The sequence below is a fragment of the Streptomyces cinnabarinus genome (assembly GCF_027270315.1).
GTDB classification, from domain to species: domain Bacteria; phylum Actinomycetota; class Actinomycetes; order Streptomycetales; family Streptomycetaceae; genus Streptomyces; species Streptomyces cinnabarinus.
The window spans coordinates 3,762,331-3,781,906 of the sequence record NZ_CP114413.1 but is presented as its reverse complement, the minus strand read 5'-3'; the positions used below and the strand labels follow the sequence as shown (position 1 = coordinate 3,781,906).

The following is a 19,576-nucleotide window of genomic DNA, read 5'->3' as shown; positions in this document are numbered from 1 at the left end:
CAGCCCGTCCGGCGCTTGAGGACAAGGCCCCAGTACCCCACCGTCACAACCGCCCGATATCCCCCCGAGGCATCCGCGGAGCCCTCCGCGCCGGCACCCGCCCGCTCAGCAGAATCAACCGAGCCGCCCGATGCCGCTGCCCCGCATACGGCTCCAGCAGCGACAACATCACCGCATCATCCGCATCCCGATCCCCGGCCAGCGCAAACCCCACGATCCCCGGCAGATGCAGATCCCCCACCGTCACCGCATCCGCCGCCCCGTGACTGCGCTGCACCACTTCCGCAGAGGTCCAGGGCCCCACCCCCACCACCGCCTCCAACCGCGCCTGCGCATCAGCGGCCCCCATGAACACGGCCTCCTCCAGCCGCGCAGCAACCCGCACACACCGCACAATCGTCGACGCCCGCTTGTCGTCGACCCCCGCCCGATGCCACTCCCACGACGGGATCAACGCCCACGTCCGGGCATCCGGCATCACACACATCCGCCCCGGCACGGGCCCGGGCGCCGGCTCCCCGTACTGCCGTACCAACAACCGCCAGGCCCGATAAGCCTCATCGGTCGTGACCTTCTGCTCCAGAACCGACGGAATCAACGACTCCATCACCAGCCCGGTCCGCGTCAGCCGCAACCCCGGCCGCCGGTGCCGCGCAAGAGCCACCACCCGATGCCGCGGCACGAACGCCGACGGATCATCCAAGGCCCCCAACAGCGCCGGCACCCGCTCCAGGAGCCACTCCGCCCCCGGCCCCCACGCCTCCGCCCGCACGGCGGCACCCCGCAAGGCGATCCGTAGGGTCCCCACCCCGCCCGGCGTCCGACTGGCCCGCCACACGGACCCGTCCGGCATGGCCCGAAACGTCGGATCCCCGGGCCCCCGCCGCAACGGCCCGAGCACCAGCCCGAGATCGAGCGGCCCCTCAGGAACCCAAGTCCGCACCCGCCCACCAGAAGAGGCGGCCCCTCGAGGCGCCCCCACGGGCACACCGACATGCCCACCACGCACAGTCGTACGCGTGGGCCGAGGCGCGAATCGTCCAGCCACGAATCAGGTCCCAAACAAAGAGCGAGAACAGCCCTACGAGATTAGGCCGAAGCCGCCATACGTCATCGCACCTCGATGAAGTCCGACCCATCCCGCTCGGCCCGCGGCCGCGGCTCCTCCGCCGGATGCCCCACAGCCACTGCCCCCATCGGATCCCACGAAGACGGCAGCCCCAACACCTCCCGCACCACATCCCGGCAGAACATCGTCGACGACACCCACGCCGACCCCAGCCGCTCCCCGGCCAATGCCACCAGGAAGTTCTGCACCCCGGCCCCGGCAGCCACCACGAACATCTCCCGCTCGGCACCGTCCCGCCGCGGATCGCCGTATGTGTGCGACCCGTCCATGACGAGACAAGGCACCACCAGATACGGCGCGTGCCGCAGCACATCCCCCCGCCGCACCCGCTTGGCGATGGACTCCTCCGACTTCCCGTCCCGCCGCAGATCCGCGACCCACGCGTCCCGCATCGCGTCGAGCAGCCGCACCCGCGACTCCTCCGACTCCAGCAGCACGAACCGCCACGGAGTCGTGTGATGCGGCGCCGGCGCCGTCACGGCCGCGGCGACGGCCCGCCGGACCGCCCCGGGATCGACGGCGGCGTCGGTGAAGGCCCGGACCGTACGGCGCTGGGTCACCGCGAGCCGTACCGCCTCGGACGTCCCCAGCCGGAACATGTCGTCGTGCCCGCCCCGCACCATGGCCCGAGCCCCTTCGCCGTCCTCGGCCACCACATGCGCCAGCCCGCGCACCACGGCGACAGGCAGCCCGGCGGCCTTCCCCTTGACGAGATCACCCGCCGCGGCCAGCTCGTCGGCGGTCGCCACGACGGTCGCGCTCAGCGGATTGCCGTACGCGTCCTGCCCGCCGCGCAGATCGTCGAGCACCTGCACCCCGGCGGCGCCGATCGCGACGTCCGTGAGCCCCGAGCGCCAGGGCCGCCCGAAGGTGTCGGTGACGATCACCCCGACGTTGACGCCGAGGGCGTCCCGCAGACCGTCCCGGATCGCCCGCGCGGAGGCGTCCGGGTCCTCGGGCAGCAACAGCACGGTCCCGGCGGGCGTGTTGGAGGCGTCGACCCCGGCCGCGGCCATGACCAGGCCCTGCCGGTTCTCGACGATCCGCAGGGTGCCGCGCCGGGCCACGACCCGTACGGTCTCGGCGTCGATCGCGGCCTCCCGGTCGGCGGCCTCGACGATCCGGCCCTCCGCCTTGGACACGATCTTGGAGGTGACGAGCAGGACGTCACCGTCGGCCAGCGCGGGCTCGGCGGCCGCGATCAGCTTGGCGAGGTCGTCCCCCGCCGCGACCTCGGGCAGCCCGGGCACGGCCCAGACCCGGTACCCCCCGGAAGCCTCCTCGCTCACGCCCCCCGCACCTCCTCGGCCAGCGTCAGCGCCTCCTGGACCATCCGCGCGGTGGCGTCGAGATCGGTCATCATCAGCGGTACGGCACGGCAGCGGATGCCCGCCGCCTCGATCCCCTCGACGGAACCGGCGTCCACGGTGTCGACGAGCCAGCCGTCCAGCAGCCCCGAGCCGTAGTGCTCGGCGACCGCCGCGGCCGTCGACTCCACGCCGACCGCCGCGAGCACCTTGTCGGCCATCCCGCGCACGGGCGCGTCCCCGACGATGGGGGAGAGGCCCACCACCGGCACGCCCGCCTCGGCGATGGCCTCCCGGATGCCGGGCACGGCGAGGATCGTGCCGATGGAGACGACCGGGTTGGACGGCGGGAACAGCACGATGTCCGCCCCGGCGATCGCCTCCAGGACGCCCGGCGCGGGCTTGGCCTGCTCGGCGCCCACGGGCACGACGGCCTCGGCGGGGACCGAGGCGCGCAGCCGTACCCAGTACTCCTGGAAGTGGATCGCCTTGCGCTCGCCGTCCAGTTCGACGGCGACATGCGTCTCCACGCGGTCGTCGGTCATCGGAATGAGCTTCACGCCCGGCTTCCAGCGGTCGCACAGCGCCTCGGTGACCGCGCTCAGCGGGTATCCGGCGGCGATCATCTGGGTCCGCACGATGTGGGTGGCGAAGTCCCGGTCGCCGAGCCCGAACCACTCGGGCCCCACGCCGTATGCCGCGAGCTCCTCCTTGAGATGGAAGGTCTCCTCGGCCCGCCCCCAGCCCTGCTCCTCGTTGATGCCGCCGCCGAGGGTGTACATCACCGTGTCGAGGTCGGGGCAGACCTTCAGCCCGAAGAGGTGGATGTCGTCGCCGGTGTTGCCGATGACGGTGATGTCCGCGTCCGGCGCGGCCCGCTTCAGACCACGCAGGAACCGGGCACCGCCGATGCCGCCTGCCAGAACCACAATGCGCATGGGAGCAAGCATGGCAGGCGGGTACGACAACGCGTCAGGCGGTCACGCGACCCGGGCGGCCTCCGCCGTGCACCGGGTGTGCATCGGCATCTCGGTCAGGCCCGGGTAGTAGACGTGCAGGCTGACCGCCGGCTCCAGCGCGTCATTGCTCACCTCGTGCACGTACCCCGGTGCGAACACCCGCTGCGCGCCCGGCGTCAGCACGCGCGTGCCGCGCTCCGTGTGCTCGGTGAGCGTGCCCTCCAGGACGGTCAGTACGCCGGAGGAGGGGCCGTGGTCGTGCAGTCCGCTGCCCTGTCCGGGCACCCAGGACAGCAGCCACACCTCGTAGCCGGGGCCGGTGCGCAGCCGGTGGTACCAGCGGGAGGTGGCGTCGTACTGGACGAGGTGCTCCCACTGGGAGCGGTCCGCGGCGATGGCGCGGGCCAGGCCGACGAACTCGGCGACGGTGGCCGGGTGCTCGCGCGGAGGCTGGAGGAGGTGCGGGACTTCGAGGATGTCGCCGGCGATCTGGAGGTCGCTGTCGCTGTTCATGGGTGGGGTGGTTCCTCAGTGAAAGAAGGTCAGAGGGGAACGAGAAACCGGGACGCAGGGGACGGGACCCGGCCTGCAGCTGGAGCGGGGATGGCTCAACAGCTGGGACAGCAACAACAGCTACAGCGAGCACGGGCAGCACCGAGGGACCCGACGGTGCGGGTCGAGGTGAGCGCCAAGTTCGCGAGCATGCCCACAAGGACAGCGGTTCACACCTCCACTGTCAACTCGACGCCCGGAATGTGGGACATGGTTCACCTCATCCGGTTCATCTGGCTGCCGAAAGGTTTGTTCACGGGTAACCCCGGACACATGGCGCACAACCGGGCGCACAAGGAACGAGATCGAACTTCTGGGCGTCCTTTTCCGTACTAGGTCTGTACGGCCCCGGAGGCCCTCCTGGGTCTCACCTGCATGTCAAGGTTTATGCCGATTTGAACACTTTCCGCTAGGCCTTGGTTCCGCAGAGTGAATAAGGGGCCCAATAGCAGATCTCGGCTTGACTCGCCCGGAGCAGCACACTTGTAATTTCACTCGTGTCGTTCAGCCGAAATCGGTAACGGCTAGATCACGGGGACGCGAAAGACGGACGAGGGGCGCACATGACCGAGCTGGTGCAGCAACTGCTGGTCGACGACGCGGACGAGGAACTCGGCTGGCAGGAGCGCGCGCTGTGCGCCCAGACCGATCCCGAGTCCTTCTTCCCCGAGAAGGGCGGCTCCACCCGCGAGGCCAAGAAGGTCTGCCTCGCCTGTGAGGTCCGCTCCGAGTGCCTCGAGTACGCCCTCGCCAACGACGAGCGCTTCGGCATCTGGGGCGGCCTGTCCGAACGGGAACGCCGACGCCTGAAGAAGGCCGCCGTCTGAGAGTCCCAGGGGGCCGCCGTCCGACCGAACGGCGCGCGTCCACACGTAACCACGCGCATCCACACGTAACCAGCGGCCCGTCGCAGGTGGGTTATCCACAGGCGGCGGGCCTCCGTCATGCCCAGCCGATAGTGTGGTCGCTCGTCCGAGACGTCCCGCCGCCCTCACACGGCGCAGACGTCCACCGCAGTCCACCGAACCGGGGCCCGTACCTCGATGTCCGTGCACAGCCACACGGCGGCGCAGCAAGAAGCGTCCGCCACACCAGAGTTCCCGCGTCATGTGGTGACCGCGGTCCTCGTCTCCCATGACGGCGCCCGCTGGCTCCCCGACGCGCTCGCCGGGCTGCTCGGCCAGGAGCGCCCGGTGCAGTCCGTCATGGCCGCCGACACCGGCAGCGCCGACGACTCCGCCGTGCTCGTCACCGAGGCCCTCGGCCCGGACCGCGTCCTGCACCTCGCCCGGCGCACCGGTTTCGGCCAGGCCGTCGAGGAGGCCGCCCGCACCGCGCCGGTCCTCACCCCGGACGAGCTGCCGTACCTGAAGCGCCCGAGCGGCTGGGACCCTGTCACGCGCTCCTGGCGCGACGACGCCTATGACCTGCCCGAGCTGCCGCACGGCGAGCCGGTCCAGTGGCTGTGGCTGCTGCACGACGACAGCGCCCCCGAACCCGACGCCCTGGCCCAGCTGCTGCGCGTCGTGGAGAACGAACGCGAGCTCGGCCGCGACGACGTCGCCGTCGTCGGCCCCAAGCTGCGCGGCTGGTACGACCGGCGCCAGCTGCTGGAGGTCGGCGTCTCCATCGCCCACTCCGGCCGCCGCTGGACCGGCCTGGACCGCCGAGAACAGGACCAGGGCCAGCACGACCACGTCCGCTCCGTGCTGTCGGTGTCCACCGCCGGCATGCTCGTCCGGCGCGACGTCTTCGAACAGCTCGGCGGCTTCGACCGGCGACTGCCCCTGATGCGCGACGACGTCGACCTGTGCTGGCGCGCCCAGGCGGCCGGCCACCGCGTCCTCATCGCCCCCGAGGCGGTCGTACGCCACGCCGAGGCGGCCTCCCGCGAGCGCCGCGCGGTCGACTGCGCGGGCCGCACCACGGCCTCCCCGCACAAGGTCGACAAGGCCGGCGCCGCCTACACCCTGCTCGTCAACACCCGCTCGGCCGCGCTGCCCTGGGTGCTGCTGCGCCTGGTGCTGGGCACCCTGCTGCGGACCGTCGCCTATCTCGTCGGCAAGGTGCCCGGACAGGCCGTGGACGAGATCCGCGGTCTGCTGGGCGTGCTGCTGCGGCCCGAGCGGATCATCGCCGGACGGCGCAGCCGTGGCCGCCCGGTCGTCGACAAGGACGAGCTGCGGCCGCTGTTCCCGCCGCCCGGCGCGACCGTGCGGGCCACCGTGGAACAGGCCGCTAGCAGCCTCTTCGGCAGCTCCGACCCCGAGGCCACCTCCGGCGCCGGACGGCACGGCGGCGGCATCGAGTCCGGACCCGGTGGCGACGACGCGGACTTCCTGGAGATCGAGCAGTTCGCCCGTCTCAAGCGCGTCGCCCGCAAGCCGGGACCGGTGCTCTTCCTGGTGCTGCTGCTCGTCTCGCTCGCCGCCTGCCGCGAACTGCTCCGCACCGGCGCCCTCGCGGGCGGCGCCCTGCTGCCCGCCCCGGCCGACGCCGCCGAGCTGTGGTCGCACTACCTGGACTCCTGGCACCCGGTCGGCGCCGGCGGCACCGCGTCCGCGCCCCCGTACCTGGCGATCGTGGCGATGCTGGCCTCCGCGCTGTTCGGCTCGACCGGGCTCGCGGTGACCGTGCTGCTCGTCTGCTCGGTCCCGCTGGCCGGAATCAGCGCCTACTTCGCCTCCCGCCCGCTCGTCGAGTCGCGCCTGCTGCGCGCGTGGGCGGCCGTCGTCTACGCCTTCCTGCCCGCCGCCACCGGCGCCCTCGCCGGCGGCCGGATCGGCACCGCGGTCCTCGCCGTCCTGCTGCCGCTCATCGCCCGCGCGGGTGTCGCCGCCAGCGGCCTGGCGAACACCTCCGGGGTGCGCGGCGGCTGGCGGGCGACCTGGGCGTACGCCCTGCTGCTGACGATCACCACGGCGTTCACGCCGATCGTGTGGCCGATCGCGCTGCTGCTCGGCGTGGCCCTGCTGGCCGTGCGCCGCACCGACATCACCGCCTACGGCCTGCGCTTCGTGGCCCAGCTCGGCACCCCGCTGCTGATCCTCGCGCCCTGGTCGCTGACCCTGCTCCCGTTCGGCTTCTTCGACGAGGCCGGCCTGGAGTACGGCTCCTCGGCCGCCTCCGCGCTCGACCTGCTCGGCGCCAGCCCCGGCGGCCCCGGCACGGTCAACGGGCTGATGCTGATCGGCGTCGTCCTGGCCGCACTGGCCGCCCTGCTGCGCTCGGAGCGTCAGTTCGGAATCTGGACGGCCTGGGCGGCCGCCCTCGTGGGCCTCGTCTTCGCGGTCCTGTCCAACGACTCCACGTGGGCCGGCCCCGCCACCCTCGTCCACGGCCTCGCCCTGCTGGCTGCCGCGCTGCTCGGCGCCGACGGCGCGCGCTCACGCGTGGCCGAGCAGAGCTTCGGCTGGCGCCAGCCGGTCGCCGCGCTGATCGCCCTCGCGGCCGCCGTGGGCCCGCTGCTGGTCGCCGTCGGCTGGGTGCTCGACGGCGCCGACGGCCCGGTGGAGCGCCGCGACCCGGTGCAGGTGCCCGCGTTCGTCGCCGAGGAGAGCGGCAACCGCGACCAGACCCGCACCCTGGTCCTCGACAGCGACTCCTCCGCCCACGTGGGCTACACCCTGGTCCGCGGCTCCGGTGCCCGTCTCGGCGACGCCGAACTCGCCGCGGTCGCCGGGGAGAACAGCGGGCTCGACAAGGTCGTCGCCAACCTCGTCGCGGGCTCCGGCGCCGACCAGGCCGACCAGCTCGGCAAGTTCGCCGTGGCCTACGTCCTCGTGCACCAGGGCGCGCCCCGCGAGGTCACCCGCGTCCTGGACGCCACCCCCGGCCTGAAGCGGCTCAGCGAGCAGCACGGCAGCGCGCTGTGGCGGGTCGACCAGGACGTCGCGCGCGCCATGATCGTCGCTGGCTCCGGCGCCGCCCCGGGGACCGTCGCCGCCGGCCCGGTGGAGATCCACACCGAGATCCCGGAGGGCGCCGACGGCCGGATCCTGCGCCTGGCCGACACCGCCGACGAGGGCTGGACGGCCACCCTGGACGGCAGGCCGCTCACCCGCACCACGGTCGACGGCTGGGCCCAGGGCTTCGAACTCCCCGCCTCCGGCGGGCAGCTGGACGTCACCTTCGAGGACCCCTTCGGCCACACCGCCTGGCTGTGGGCCCAGGGCTCCCTCGCCCTAGTCCTGGTCGTCCTCGCCCTGCCCGGCCGCCGCCGCGACATCGACGACGACCTCCCCGAGGAGCAGCCGATCCCGGCGCAGGCCGCGTCCGGCGAGGGCCGCCGCGCCCGCCGCCTGCGCGCCCAGGCGGAGGCCGAGGAACAGGGCGGCCCCGACGAGTTCCCGGCGCCGCCCGCACAGGCGCCGCCCGCCCCGGTCCCGCAGCAGCAGCCCTACGGCGACTACGACACACCGAGCTACGCGGGCGCGGGCGAGTACGGCGGCTACGGCGAGCAGTACCAGAACGGCCAGGGATACCCGGCGAGCGGCTACGACCAGGGCTATCAGGCGGATCCGTACCAGTCCGGCCAGTACGACCCGTACGCGTACGGCGGGCAGACCCAGCAGGGCACGTACGACCAGAGCGCGTACGAGCAGCCGTACCAGCAGGGTTACGACACCGGCTATGACCCGGCGCAGCAGCACCCGCACGAGGTCGAGCGTCCCGACGGGAGCCAGCAGTGAACCGCACCACCCTCTCCCTGATCGCCGGTGTGACCGCGCTCGCCGCCGTCACCGGGTACGCCACCCTGAGCGCGCCGGAGGCCTCCGGCAAGGACAGCGCCGAGGCGGCCGCCGTGCTGCCCGTGGAGCGCACGAGCCTGCTCTGCCCGACGCCCAGCACCTCCGACCTGGCCGAGACGACCTACACCTCCTTCACCCCCGTCACCAAGGGCACCAGCGGCGACGGCAAGGCCGAACTGCGCGCCGCGGACACCCAGTCGACGCAGGAGAACGACAAGAGCGAGGACGACAAGGCCGCCGGGGAGGGCGAGAAGGGCGAGAAGGGCGAGAAGAAGGACGGGGAGAAGCCCGTCCTGGAGCCCAAGGAGGCGGGCAAGCCCGTCACCGAGGACGCCTCCGGTGCCGACGCGCCCGCGCTCGTCGGCACCGCGGAGGGCAAGTTCGCGCCCGGCTGGACCGTGCAGCAGACCACGGAGGTGGCAGCGGGCACCGGACGCGGTCTCCAGGGCGTCAACTGCACCGCGCCCGACACGGAGTTCTGGTTCCCCGGCGCCAGCACGGCGGGCGACCGCACGGACTATGTGCACCTGACCAACCCGGACGACTCGGCAGCCGTCGTGGACATCGAGCTGTACGGCAAGGACGGCGCCCTGGAGACGAACATCCCGGACGGCATCACGGTACCGCCGCACGCCTCCGAACCGGTCCTGCTGTCCACGCTCATCGACGAGAAGCAGCAGACCAACCTCACGGTGCACGTCAGTGTCCGCAGCGGGCGCGTCGGCGCGGCGGTGCAGGCCCTGGACGACAAGCTCGGCGGCGACTGGCTGGCCGCGTCCACGGATCCCACGGGCACCCTGGTCCTGCCCGGCATCCCCAAGGACGCCACCGCGGTACGCCTGATCGCCTTCACGCCGGGCAACTCCGACGCGGATCTGAAAGTCCAACTCGCCTCGCCGACCGGCCTGATCACCCCGGCCGGCAACGAGACGCTGCACGTGAAGTCCCGGATGACCTCGGCCGTCGACCTGGGCGACGTCACGCGCGGCGAGGCGGGCTCGGTCCTGCTGACCCCCACCGACAGCTCGGTCCCGGTGGTGGCCGCGCTCCGGGTAATCCGCGGCAAGGGCGCCGACCAGGAGACGGCGTTCATCCCGGCCACGCGGGAGGTCGGCACCCGCGCGACGTCGGCGGAGAACACGGCCAAGGGCACGGTCCTCTCCCTGACCGCGCCGACCAGCACCGCACAGGTGAAGGTCACGGCCTCGGCGGGCACCGAGGCGGGAACGGCGTCGACTCGGACGTACACGATCAAGAAGGGGACGACCCAGGCCATCGAGGTCCCGGCCCCGAAGTCCCTCAAGGGCAGCTACGCGCTGACGGTGGAAACGGTCTCCGGCGGCCCGGTCTACGGCTCCCGGACCCTCACCGTGCCCCAGGGAGGCATCCCGTTCTTCACCGTCCAGCCCCTCCCGGACGACCGGGGGATGGTGGCGGTACCGGAGGCTGATCAGGATCTGTCGGTGCTCCAGAAGTAGGCGGGTTCCGTCGGCGCGGGCCACCCGGGTCCGTGCCGACGGAAAGCTCGGCGGGCTCAGTCCTCGCCGTACCGGGGATCGACGGTCTCCGGTGTGAGCCCGAGCAGCTCGGCCACCTGCTCGACCACGACCTCGTGCACCAGCGCGGCCCGTTCGTCGCGCCCCTTGGTGCGGATCTCCACGGGCCGCCGGTAGATGACCACCCGCGCGGGACGGCCCTCGCGTGCGGTGATCGTGCCGCCCAGCGGTACCGCCTCGTCGTTCCAGACCTGCCCCGCGCCGTTCAGCGGCGGCACCTCCAGGACCAGGAAGTCGATCTCCGCCAGCTGCGGCCACCGGCGCTCCAGGCGCTCCACGGAGTCCTGGACCAGGTCCGCGAACGCCTCGGCACGGCTGGCCGCGAGCGGCACCTGCGGCGGCGCGATCGGCCCCCGCATGCCCCGGCCATGGCGATCGCGACGGCGGGGCCCGGGGCCGGTGGCGGGGGGCGGTACAGGCGTGTCCATCACTGGTGAAGCGTAGTCCTCGCGGGGACCGCGCGCCGCGCCCCACACGGCATCGGGGCCGGTCCGGACCCGCCCGCACCCCATGTCGCAGGATGACCATTCCGGCCAAGGTTCGGCTCGATTCCGTATCGCTCCCAGACCGGCGATCTCAAGGCAATTGACGTGGTTTGTGCCGAGCAGTGACCGGAACTCTATCTGTCAGACCGGCTGAAAATCGACGTTACCGCAGGTCAAGGGCGTGCGTCGGAAGGGGTGCGTGGGGCGCTTCACGACACGACACGGTGGAGTGACCTGGGGGAGATTCGTCGCGGCCCGCTCAAGAGTGCGGTACCGTCCAACGTCGTGAGCCCTGTACGTCGCTGTTCGCGCACCGCTTGCGGCCGCCCCGCCGTCGCGACGCTGACGTACGTCTACGCCGACTCGACCGCGGTCCTCGGCCCGCTCGCCACCTACGCCGAACCCCACTGCTACGACCTGTGCGCCGAGCACTCCGAGCGCCTCACCGCCCCGCGCGGGTGGGAGGTCGTACGGCTCCTCGACGGCTCCGCTCCGGCCCGCCCGAGCGGCGACGACCTGGAAGCGCTTGCCAACGCCGTGCGCGAGGCGGCCCGCCCGCAGGAACGTGCCGCGGAGGCCGGCGGTGGCGGGGCCCGGACGGCCGACCCGCGCGAGGTCGCGCGCCGCGGTCACCTCAGGGTCCTGCGCTCGCCGGACAACTGACCCGGCGTCACCCGCTCGACTGATCCCGCGTCACCCTTCCGGCAGTTCTGCGACTGCGCGTTCCATTGAATGACGCACGACCATTGACGTGGCCTTGTCACGGACGCGACCATTCCGTTTCAGCCCAAGTGAGAAATCGCTTTCCGTATGACGGAATCCGTGGCTCCGGGGAGGCGCCCGTGTACGTCCAGGAACTGGAACCCGTCGCCGGCTCGCTCAGGCTGTCCGCGCTCGTGGCGGCCCTGCCCCTGGTGATCGTCCTCGTACTGCTCGGCGGCGTCCGCATGAAGGCGCATCTGGCGGGCCTGACCGGCCTGCTGGCCGCCGCGCTGGTCGCCTGGCTCGCCTACGGCATGCCGCTCGGCCAGACGGCTTCCAGCGCCGCCCAGGGGGCCGTCTTCGGCCTCTTCCCCATCCTGTGGATCGTCGTCAACGCCCTGTGGGTGTACCGGATGACCGTCCGCACCCGGCACTTCGACATCCTGCGCCGCTCCTTCGGGCGCCTCTCCGACGACCCGCGCATCCAGGCCCTGGTCGTCGCGTTCTGCTTCGGCGCCCTGCTGGAGGCGCTGGCCGGGTTCGGCGCCCCCGTCGCGATCTGCTCGGTCATGCTCGTGGCGCTGGGCTTCGAGCCGGTGCGCGCCGCCGTCGTCGCCCTGGTCGCCAACACCGCGCCGGTCGCCTTCGGCGCGATGGGCACCCCCGTCGTGACGCTCGCTCAGGTCACCGGGCTGCCCCTGGACGACGTCGCCTCCGTGGTGGGCCGCCAGACGCCGCTGCTCGCCCTCGTGGTGCCGCTCGTGCTGGTCTGGCTGGTCGACGGACGGCGCGGCCTGCGTGAGACCTGGGTGCCCGCCCTGGTGTGCGGAGTCGCCTTCGCCGTGGCGCAGTTCGCCGCCTCGAACCACCTCTCCGCCCAACTCGCCGACATCGGCGCCGCCTTGGCGGGCGCGGGCGCCCTGATCGCCGTACCGCAGGCGCGCAGGCCCGCCGAGGAGCCGGTGCGGGCGGCCGTGCTGACCGGGGCGCGCAGCGAGGAACTGGACGAGGCCGACCCGCGCCGGGAGGTCGTACGGGCCTACTCCCCGTACGCGCTCATCGTGGCGATCTTCTCCGTCGCGCAGATCCCCGCGGTCAAGGACTGGCTGGCCGGGGCGACGCAGACGTACGACTGGCCCTTCCTGGACGTCGTCGACCCGCGCGGGGAGGCCGTCGGCGGGAATGCGTTCACCTGGCCGATCGTCTCGACCGGCGGCACGCTCGTGCTGCTCGCGGGAGTGTGCACGGCGCTCGTGCTCGGCGTGCACACGCGCGTGGCGGTCAAGGAGTGGGCGGCGACCGTGTACGAACTGCGGTTCGCGATCCTGACGGTGACGAGCGTGCTGGCGCTCGCCTACGTCATGAACCTCTCCGGACAGGCCGCCACCATCGGCCACTTCGTGGCGGCGGCCGGGGCGGGCCTGGCCTTCCTTTCACCCGTCCTGGGCTGGTTCGGCGTCGCGGTGTCCGGCTCCGACACCTCGGCCAACGCGCTCTTCGGCGCCCTCCAGGTGACCGCCGCCCGCGAATCGGGCCTGTCGCCCGAACTCCTGGCGGCCGCGAACAGCTCCGGCGGGGTCCTCGGCAAGATGATCTCGCCGCAGAACCTCACCATCGCCTGCGCGGCCGTGGGCCTCGCGGGCAAGGAGGGTGACCTGCTGCGCAAGGTACTGCCGTGGAGCCTCGCCCTGTTGATGGTGATGTGTCTGATCGTGGTCGGCCAGAGCTCGCCGGTGCTCGACTGGATGCTGCCCTGACCTGAGATGACGGCCCGGAGTCCACTCAGGGATCCCACAGCGCACTGTCAGTCCGTACGGGTACTTTGTGATGACCGATGGGACTTTCAGGAAGGTTGGCCGTGGTTGCTGATCTGTCACAGCTCGTGAAGGCGTACGACGTGCGCGGAGTCGTCCCCGATCAGTGGGACGAGACGCTCGCCGAGCTGTTCGGGGCGGCCTTCGTCCGGGTGACCGGCGCGACCGCGATCGTGACCGGGCACGACATGCGTCCCTCGTCCCCCGGCCTCTCGGCGGCCTTCGCGCGCGGGGCGGCCGCGCAGGGCGTCGACGTCACCGAGATCGGCCTGTGCTCCACGGACCAGCTGTACTACGCCTCCGGCGCGCTGGACCTGCCGGGCGCGATGTTCACGGCCTCGCACAACCCGGCCCAGTACAACGGCATCAAGCTGTGCCGCGCGGGAGCGGCCCCGGTCGGCCAGGACACGGGCCTGAGCGAGATCCGCGAACTGGTCGAGCGGTGGAGCGACGAGGGCGCCCCCGCACCCGCCGCCACGACGGGAACGATCACCCAACGGGAGTCGTTGTCGGACTACGCGGCCCACCTCCGCTCGCTTGTCGACCTGACCTCCATCCGCCACCTGAAGGTCGTGGTCGACGCGGGCAACGGCATGGGCGGCCACACCGTGCCCACCGTCTTCTCGGGCCTGCCGCTCGACCTGGTCCCGATGTACTTCGAGCTGGACGGCACCTTCCCCAACCACGAGGCCAACCCGCTCGACCCGGCGAACCTCGTCGACCTCCAGCACCGGGTCCGCGCGGAATCCGCCGACCTGGGCATCGCCTTCGACGGCGACGCCGACCGCTGCTTCGTCGTCGACGAGCAGGGCGACCCGGTCTCCCCGTCCGCCATCACCGCCCTGGTCGCCTCCCGCGAGCTGGCGCGGCACGGCGGCAAGGGCACGATCATCCACAACCTGATCACGTCCTGGTCGGTCCCGGAGGTGGTGAAGGAGAACGGCGGCACACCGGTACGCACCCGCGTGGGCCACTCCTTCATCAAGGCCGAGATGGCGAAGTCCGGCGCGATCTTCGGCGGCGAGCACTCCGCGCACTACTACTTCGCCGACTTCTGGAACGCCGACACGGGCATGCTGGCCGCGCTGCACGTCCTCGCGGCCCTCGGCGGCCAGGAGGGCCCGCTGTCCTCCCTGGTGTCCCAGTACGACCGCTACGTCGGCTCGGGCGAGATCAACTCCACGGTCGCGGACCAGGCCGACCGCCTCGCGGCGATCCGCGAGACGTACGGAACCCGCGACGACGTAACCCTGGACGACCTCGACGGCCTCACCATCACCTCCGCCGACTGGTGGTTCAACGTCCGCCCCTCCAACACGGAACCCCTCCTACGGCTCAACGCGGAGGCCCGGGACGAGCAGACGATGACGAAGGTGCGGGACGAGGTGCTGGGGATCATCCGGGCCTGACAGCGGGGTTTCAGCCCGTCCGGCGTTCGAGGACGAGGCCCTTTCCGGGCCGAAGCGGGGGTCTGGGGGCGGCAGCCCTCAGGGATGGGACGGGTAGGGGCGGCGGGGGCGGACCAACACAACGGCAACCCCCCTCCACCCCCCAAGCCCCCCACCCCGGCGGTACCCTGACCAGGCACATCCACGCACTCCACCCGCCCCCGAAGGGACCCCCATGCCGCTCGAAGCCGGTCTTCTGGAGATCCTCGCCTGCCCGGCCTGCCACGCCCCGCTCAAGGAGCAGGAAGCCGAGCTGATCTGCACCGGCCAGGACTGCGGCCTGGCCTACCCCGTCCGCGACGGCATCCCGGTCCTCCTCGTGGACGAGGCCCGCCGCCCCGCGTAACCCGCCCATCCTCCCGGCGATCGGAGACTGCCGACCGTGCTCGACGAATCGCTGCTCGACAATCCCGAGGCCCTCTCGGAGGCCGACCGCCGCGGCCTGCTGCGCGGCGCCGCCGAGGCAGGGGCCCGCGTCCGCACCGCCGCCCGGCACGCCAACGAGGCAGGCGTCGCGGACCTCAAACCCGACGGCCGCCCCCGTGCCGTCCTCATCGCGGGCCCCGGCGCCGCCGCCATCTGCGTGGCCGACTTCCTCGGCACCCTCGCAGGCGCCGGCAGCCCCGTCACCCGGCTGGCCCCCACCGGCGTAGCCCCCGCCGCGGGCGCCCTGCGCTGGGAGCTGCCCGGCTGGGCCGGTTCCGTGGACCTGCTCCTGATCGCCACCCCGGACGGCACCGAACCGGGCCTGTCCCTGCTCGCCGAGCAGGCCTACCGCCGCGGCTGCACCGTCGCCGCCGTAGCCCCGGCCCGCACCCCGCTTGCCGAGGCCCTCGAAGCCGCCCACGGCCTGTTCGTACCGATGGCGACCGCCCCGTACGAGGAGGACACCCCCCTCGCCGCCTCCGCCCCCGGCGTCCTGTGGGCCCTGCTCACCCCGCTGCTCGCGCTCCTGGACCGCATCGGTCTGCTGGCCGCCCCGCCCGACGCCCTGGAGAAGGTCGCCGACCGCCTCGACCACATCGCCGAACGCTGCGGGCCCGCCATCGCGACGTACAGCAACCCGGCCAAGACCCTCGCCGCGGAGCTCGCCGACGCGCTCCCGGTGGTCTGGACCGAGGGCACCTCGGCCGGTCCCGCCGGCCGCCGGTTCGCCGCCGCCCTCGCCGAGCTCGCGGGCCGCCCGGCCGTCGTCGCCGAACTCCCCGAGGCGCTCTCCTGGCACAACGCCCTGCTCGCCGGCCCGCTGGCCGCCAGCGCCGACCCGGACGACTTCTTCCGCGACCGCGTGGAGGAGGCGCCCGCGATGCACGCGCGCGTGGTGCTCCTCCGGGACCGCCCCAGCGGCGGCCTCAGCGCCGCCCCCGCCGCCCGTGAACTGGCCCTGAGTCACGACACGCCGATCAGCGAGCTGGAACCGGAGGCCGGGGACGAACTGGACAACCTCGCGGAGCTGATCGCCATCACGGATTTCGCCGCCGTTTACCTGGCGCTCGCCTCGGGCGCCTGATCTGGCTCAGGACGCCCTGACCGTCGTACGCGGAAGAGAATCCGCGTCGTACGCAGAGAGAACCGCATGGACCGCCTCGACAACACCATCCGCCCCTACGCGTGGGGTTCCACCACCGCGATCCCGCAGCTCCTCGGGGTCGAACCGACCGGCGAACCACAGGCGGAGATGTGGATGGGCGCCCACCCGGGCGCCCCGTCGCGCACCGGCCGGGGCACGCTCGTCGACGTCATCGACGCCGAGCCGGAGCGGGAACTCGGGCACGCGTGCGTGGCCAAGTTCGGCCCCCGGCTGCCGTTCCTGCTGAAGCTCCTCGCGGCGGGCGCCCCGCTCTCCCTCCAGGTCCACCCCGATCTGGCGCAGGCGAAGGAGGGATACGCCGACGAAGAGCGCCGGGGCATCCCCCTCGACGCCGGTCACCGCAACTACAAGGACGCCAACCACAAGCCCGAACTGATCTGCGCCCTCACCGAGTTCGACGGCCTGTGCGGCTTCCGTGACCCGGTCCAGGCCGCCGACCTGCTCGACGGCCTCGGCGTCGACTCGCTCAAGCCGTACGTCGACCTGCTGCACGCCCACCCCGAGGAAGCCGCCCTCCGCGAGGTGCTGACCGCGATCCTCACCGCCGACCCGGACGACATGACCCGCACGGTCACCGAGACCGCGGCCGCCTGCACCCACCTCGGCGGCGACTACGCGCCGTACGCCGACATCGCCCACCACTACCCGGGCGACCCCGGCGTCATCGCCGCGATGCTGCTCAACCGCGTCCGCCTCCAGCCCGGCGAGGCCCTCTACCTCGGCGCGGGCATCCCGCACGCCTACCTCAGCGGCCTCGGCGTCGAGATCATGGCCAACTCCGACAACGTGCTGCGCTGCGGACTGACCCCCAAGCACGTCGACGTCCCCGAACTCCTGCGCATCGTCCGCTTCGAGGCCGCCGACGCCGGCGTACAGCGCCCGGAGGCGTCCCCGGACGACGAGGAGGTCTACGAGACCCCCATCGACGAGTTCCGCCTGTCCCGGTACGTCCTCCCCGAGGGCACCGCCCCGCACGACCTCACCCGTGCCACCCCGCAGATCCTGCTGTGCACGGCGGGTTCCGTACGGGCGGGCGAACACGAGCTGAAGCCCGGTCAGTCGGTCTTCGTTCCCGCAGGCGAGAAGGCCGAAGTCGGCGGCGTGGGCACCGTGTTCCGCGCCACTGTGATCGTATGACCGGCCTTGTGGACACCTGACGCACCGCACCCGGGCAAGGCTGCAACAATGGCCCACCGGCAAAGGACGGGCAAAGCCACAAGGGGCCGTGCCCGGGACGGCGTACGAAGGGACAACGCGGGCACATGAGCGCGTCAGGCGGGACCAAGGCGATCGTGGCGGCACTCGCCGCCAACCTCGCAATCGCGGTATCGAAGTTCGTGGCGTTCCTGTTCAGCGGCTCGTCCTCGATGCTCGCCGAGTCGGTGCACTCCCTCGCCGACTCCGGCAACCAGGCCCTGCTGCTCGTCGGCGGCAAGAAGGCCCAGCGCGAGGCGACCCCGCAACACCCCTTCGGCTACGGCCGCGAGCGCTACATCTACGCCTTCCTCGTCTCGATCATCCTCTTCTCCGTCGGCGGCATGTTCGCCCTCTACGAGGGCTACGAGAAGATCAAGCACCCGCACGAGATCGAGCACTGGTACTGGCCGGTGGGCGTCCTCGTCTTCGCGATCATCGCCGAGACCTTCTCCTTCCGGACGGCCATCAAGGAGTCCAACGCCCTGCGCGGCCAGAAGTCCTGGAAGGAATTCGTCCGCCACGCCAAGGCGCCCGAGCTGCCCGTCGTCCTCCTGGAGGACCTCGGCGCGCTGGTCGGCCTGATCCTGGCCCTCGGCGGCGTCAGCCTCGCCCTCGCCACCGGCGACGGCGTCTGGGACGGCATCGGCACCCTGTGCATCGGCGTGCTCCTCATCCTGATCGCGGTCGTCCTCGCCATCGAGACCAAGTCGCTGCTGCTCGGCGAGGCCGCGGGTGTCGAGGACGTCCACAAGATCGAGGCCGCGATCGTCGACGGCGACACTGTCACCCGCATCATCCACATGCGCACGCTGCACCTCGGCCCCGAGGAACTGCTGGTCGCCGCCAAGGTCGCCGTCCAGCACGACGACACGGCCACCGAGATCGCCGCCGCCATCGACGCGGCCGAGGCCCGTATCCGTACGGCCGTCCCGATCGCCCGCGTCATCTACCTGGAGCCGGACGTCTACAGCGAGACCGAGGCGGCCCGCGGCGCCGACCGCGAGGCCACGCCCGGCGGCCCGGCCCCCGAGGGCGCCGGCCACTGACGGCACATACGCCGAAGGGGTCCGCCGAGCGTTGTCGGCGGACCCCTTCGGCGTACTACGACACGCGCCTCACAGATGCTCCGGCCACAACGCCGTCTGCTCCGCCGGCCGCCGCCGCATGACCCGCGTGCCGATCCCGAGGATCAGCCCGAACAACGCGATCAGCAGCCCGAGCAGCGTGGCCACCCCGAGCAGCACGGGCCCCACGAAACTGTCGATCACCCGCCCCCGTACGGCGTCCACCGGAACCGTCCCGGCCCGGTCCTCGGGGAAGGCCCGGGAGTCCCGCGCGTTCTGCCGATGATCACCGAGCAGGAAGATCCGCCCCTCGGGCACGGTCACGTCGTACGGCCGGTGCAGCCCGTCCGCGATGCCGTCCTTCACATAGGACTCGCTCAGCCGCTCGCCGTTGACGGTGATCGACTCCCGGGGCGTGTCCGGCGCCTCGCAGCACACCACGCGGTCGCCGCCCACACCGATCACACGCTGCATCACGTCCACCCCGGACCCGTACCGCTCCGGCGCCGAGTACAACACCACATCGCCGCGCCGCACCTCGTCCCCGCCGACGCGCTCGGCGACGATCCGGTCGCCGATGACATACGTGGGCGACATGCTGTCGCCGTTCACCCGGGACAGCACATACCCGGTCCGCAACCACACCAGCGACCCGGCCACCAGCGCCAGCCCGAGCAGCCCCACCACCCACGCCGTCACCGTGACCCTGCGCGCCGTGCCCGCATCCATCGCCACTCCCTCCCCACGCGGAACTCCCGCGGCGGGAGAGAGTAGCGATCTTCCACGAACACCGACGCGCGGGCCCCCGCCGGTTACCGGACCTCCTCCGGCACCCCGAGCACGGCACCCACGTCCTCGGCAGCCGCAAGCCGCTCCCTGAACCCTGCTATCGCTCCCGAACACCCCAGCCCATCCCGCCCACCGGACCCTCACAGCCACCCGCGTCGGCCCGATCTGTCCGGAGGCGGACTGGGGCGGTCGGGTCGACCGGTGTAGCTTGGGACTGAGCCAGACGTCGCTG

16 protein-coding genes are annotated in these 19,576 nt (G+C 72.3%); 10 read left to right on the top strand and 6 right to left on the bottom strand.

Going from position 1 to position 19,576, the window contains the following annotated elements:
- Positions 1-43: 43 nt before the first annotated feature.
- From STRCI_RS16930 to STRCI_RS16915, 4 genes are all read right to left on the bottom strand, one after another.
- Positions 44-1,048 carry a DNA-3-methyladenine glycosylase family protein gene (locus STRCI_RS16930; protein WP_269659787.1) on the bottom strand — a complete coding sequence of 335 codons (1,005 nt, stop codon included), beginning with the start codon at positions 1,046-1,048 and terminating at the stop codon, positions 44-46.
- A gap of 62 nt (positions 1,049-1,110) precedes the next feature.
- Positions 1,111-2,418: a coenzyme F420-0:L-glutamate ligase gene (locus STRCI_RS16925; protein WP_269659786.1), complete on the bottom strand. Its 1,308-nt coding sequence runs from the start codon at positions 2,416-2,418 to the stop codon at positions 1,111-1,113.
- Positions 2,415-3,374 carry a 2-phospho-L-lactate transferase gene (gene cofD, locus STRCI_RS16920; RefSeq protein ID WP_269659785.1) on the bottom strand — a complete coding sequence of 320 codons (960 nt, stop codon included), beginning with the start codon at positions 3,372-3,374 and terminating at the stop codon, positions 2,415-2,417. The genes STRCI_RS16925 and cofD overlap by 4 nt, the downstream gene beginning before the upstream one ends.
- 42 nt (positions 3,375-3,416) lie before the next feature.
- Positions 3,417-3,908, bottom strand: coding sequence for a cysteine dioxygenase (locus STRCI_RS16915; RefSeq protein WP_269659784.1), 492 nt, complete (start codon positions 3,906-3,908; stop codon positions 3,417-3,419).
- Between the two features lie 602 nt (positions 3,909-4,510).
- Between STRCI_RS16915 and STRCI_RS16910 the strand changes: the two genes are divergently transcribed.
- The 3 genes from STRCI_RS16910 to STRCI_RS16900 all read left to right on the top strand — a co-directional run bounded on the left by STRCI_RS16910 (position 4,511) and on the right by STRCI_RS16900 (position 10,176).
- Positions 4,511-4,774 (top strand): WhiB family transcriptional regulator, encoded by a 264-nt coding sequence (locus STRCI_RS16910; protein ID WP_003975777.1) that lies wholly within the window; start codon positions 4,511-4,513, stop codon positions 4,772-4,774.
- A 216-nt stretch (positions 4,775-4,990) separates the two neighbouring features.
- A complete protein-coding gene (locus STRCI_RS16905) occupies positions 4,991-8,638 on the top strand; it encodes a glycosyltransferase family 2 protein (protein WP_269659783.1) in 3,648 nt (1,215 codons plus the stop codon).
- Complete coding sequence (locus STRCI_RS16900) at positions 8,635-10,176, top strand: DUF5719 family protein (RefSeq protein WP_269659782.1); 1,542 nt, start codon at positions 8,635-8,637, stop codon at positions 10,174-10,176. The genes STRCI_RS16905 and STRCI_RS16900 overlap by 4 nt, the downstream gene beginning before the upstream one ends.
- 56 nt (positions 10,177-10,232) lie before the next feature.
- On the opposite strand, the gene STRCI_RS16895 is transcribed toward STRCI_RS16900, so the two are convergent.
- A complete protein-coding gene (locus tag STRCI_RS16895; protein WP_078599031.1) occupies positions 10,233-10,682 on the bottom strand; it encodes a metallopeptidase family protein in 450 nt (149 codons plus the stop codon).
- 342 nt (positions 10,683-11,024) lie between these two features.
- Here STRCI_RS16895 and STRCI_RS16890 point away from each other — a divergent pair, with 342 nt between their 5' ends.
- From STRCI_RS16890 to STRCI_RS16860, 7 genes are all read left to right on the top strand, one after another.
- Entirely contained in the window at positions 11,025-11,402 is a 378-nt protein-coding gene (locus STRCI_RS16890; protein WP_015659980.1) for a DUF3499 domain-containing protein, read from the top strand.
- 179 nt (positions 11,403-11,581) lie between these two features.
- Entirely contained in the window at positions 11,582-13,198 is a 1,617-nt protein-coding gene (locus tag STRCI_RS16885; protein ID WP_269659781.1) for an L-lactate permease, read from the top strand.
- Between the two features lie 101 nt (positions 13,199-13,299).
- Positions 13,300-14,664 (top strand): phosphomannomutase/phosphoglucomutase, encoded by a 1,365-nt coding sequence (locus tag STRCI_RS16880; RefSeq protein ID WP_269659780.1) that lies wholly within the window; start codon positions 13,300-13,302, stop codon positions 14,662-14,664.
- 214 nt (positions 14,665-14,878) lie between these two features.
- Complete coding sequence (locus STRCI_RS16875) at positions 14,879-15,049, top strand: Trm112 family protein (RefSeq protein WP_015659983.1); 171 nt, start codon at positions 14,879-14,881, stop codon at positions 15,047-15,049.
- Positions 15,050-15,085: 36 nt separating this feature from the next.
- Positions 15,086-16,213, top strand: coding sequence for an SIS domain-containing protein (locus STRCI_RS16870; protein ID WP_269659779.1), 1,128 nt, complete (start codon positions 15,086-15,088; stop codon positions 16,211-16,213).
- A gap of 66 nt (positions 16,214-16,279) precedes the next feature.
- Positions 16,280-17,431, top strand: coding sequence for a mannose-6-phosphate isomerase, class I (manA, locus tag STRCI_RS16865; RefSeq protein WP_269659778.1), 1,152 nt, complete (start codon positions 16,280-16,282; stop codon positions 17,429-17,431).
- Between the two features lie 125 nt (positions 17,432-17,556).
- The gene (locus STRCI_RS16860) at positions 17,557-18,537 is read left to right on the top strand and encodes a cation diffusion facilitator family transporter (protein ID WP_269659777.1); all 981 of its coding nucleotides are present in this window, start codon (positions 17,557-17,559) and stop codon (positions 18,535-18,537) included.
- Between the two features lie 69 nt (positions 18,538-18,606).
- On the opposite strand, the gene lepB is transcribed toward STRCI_RS16860, so the two are convergent.
- Entirely contained in the window at positions 18,607-19,284 is a 678-nt protein-coding gene (gene lepB, locus STRCI_RS16855) for a signal peptidase I (RefSeq protein ID WP_269659776.1), read from the bottom strand.
- Positions 19,285-19,576: the final 292 nt, after the last annotated feature.

Excerpts from the sequence above, each read along its gene's own strand:
- cofD (WP_269659785.1), bottom strand. The coding sequence starts at position 3,374 with ATGCGCATTGTGGTTCTGGCAGGCGGCATCGGCGGTGCCCGGTTCCTG.
- manA (WP_269659778.1), top strand. The coding sequence starts at position 16,280 with ATGGACCGCCTCGACAACACCATCCGCCCCTACGCGTGGGGTTCCACC.
- lepB (WP_269659776.1), bottom strand. The coding sequence starts at position 19,284 with ATGGATGCGGGCACGGCGCGCAGGGTCACGGTGACGGCGTGGGTGGTG.
- STRCI_RS16895 (WP_078599031.1), bottom strand. The coding sequence starts at position 10,682 with ATGGACACGCCTGTACCGCCCCCCGCCACCGGCCCCGGGCCCCGCCGT.
- STRCI_RS16905 (WP_269659783.1), top strand. The coding sequence starts at position 4,991 with ATGTCCGTGCACAGCCACACGGCGGCGCAGCAAGAAGCGTCCGCCACA.
- STRCI_RS16910 (WP_003975777.1), top strand. The coding sequence starts at position 4,511 with ATGACCGAGCTGGTGCAGCAACTGCTGGTCGACGACGCGGACGAGGAA.
- STRCI_RS16860 (WP_269659777.1), top strand. The coding sequence starts at position 17,557 with ATGAGCGCGTCAGGCGGGACCAAGGCGATCGTGGCGGCACTCGCCGCC.
- STRCI_RS16915 (WP_269659784.1), bottom strand. The coding sequence starts at position 3,908 with ATGAACAGCGACAGCGACCTCCAGATCGCCGGCGACATCCTCGAAGTC.
- STRCI_RS16875 (WP_015659983.1), top strand. The coding sequence starts at position 14,879 with ATGCCGCTCGAAGCCGGTCTTCTGGAGATCCTCGCCTGCCCGGCCTGC.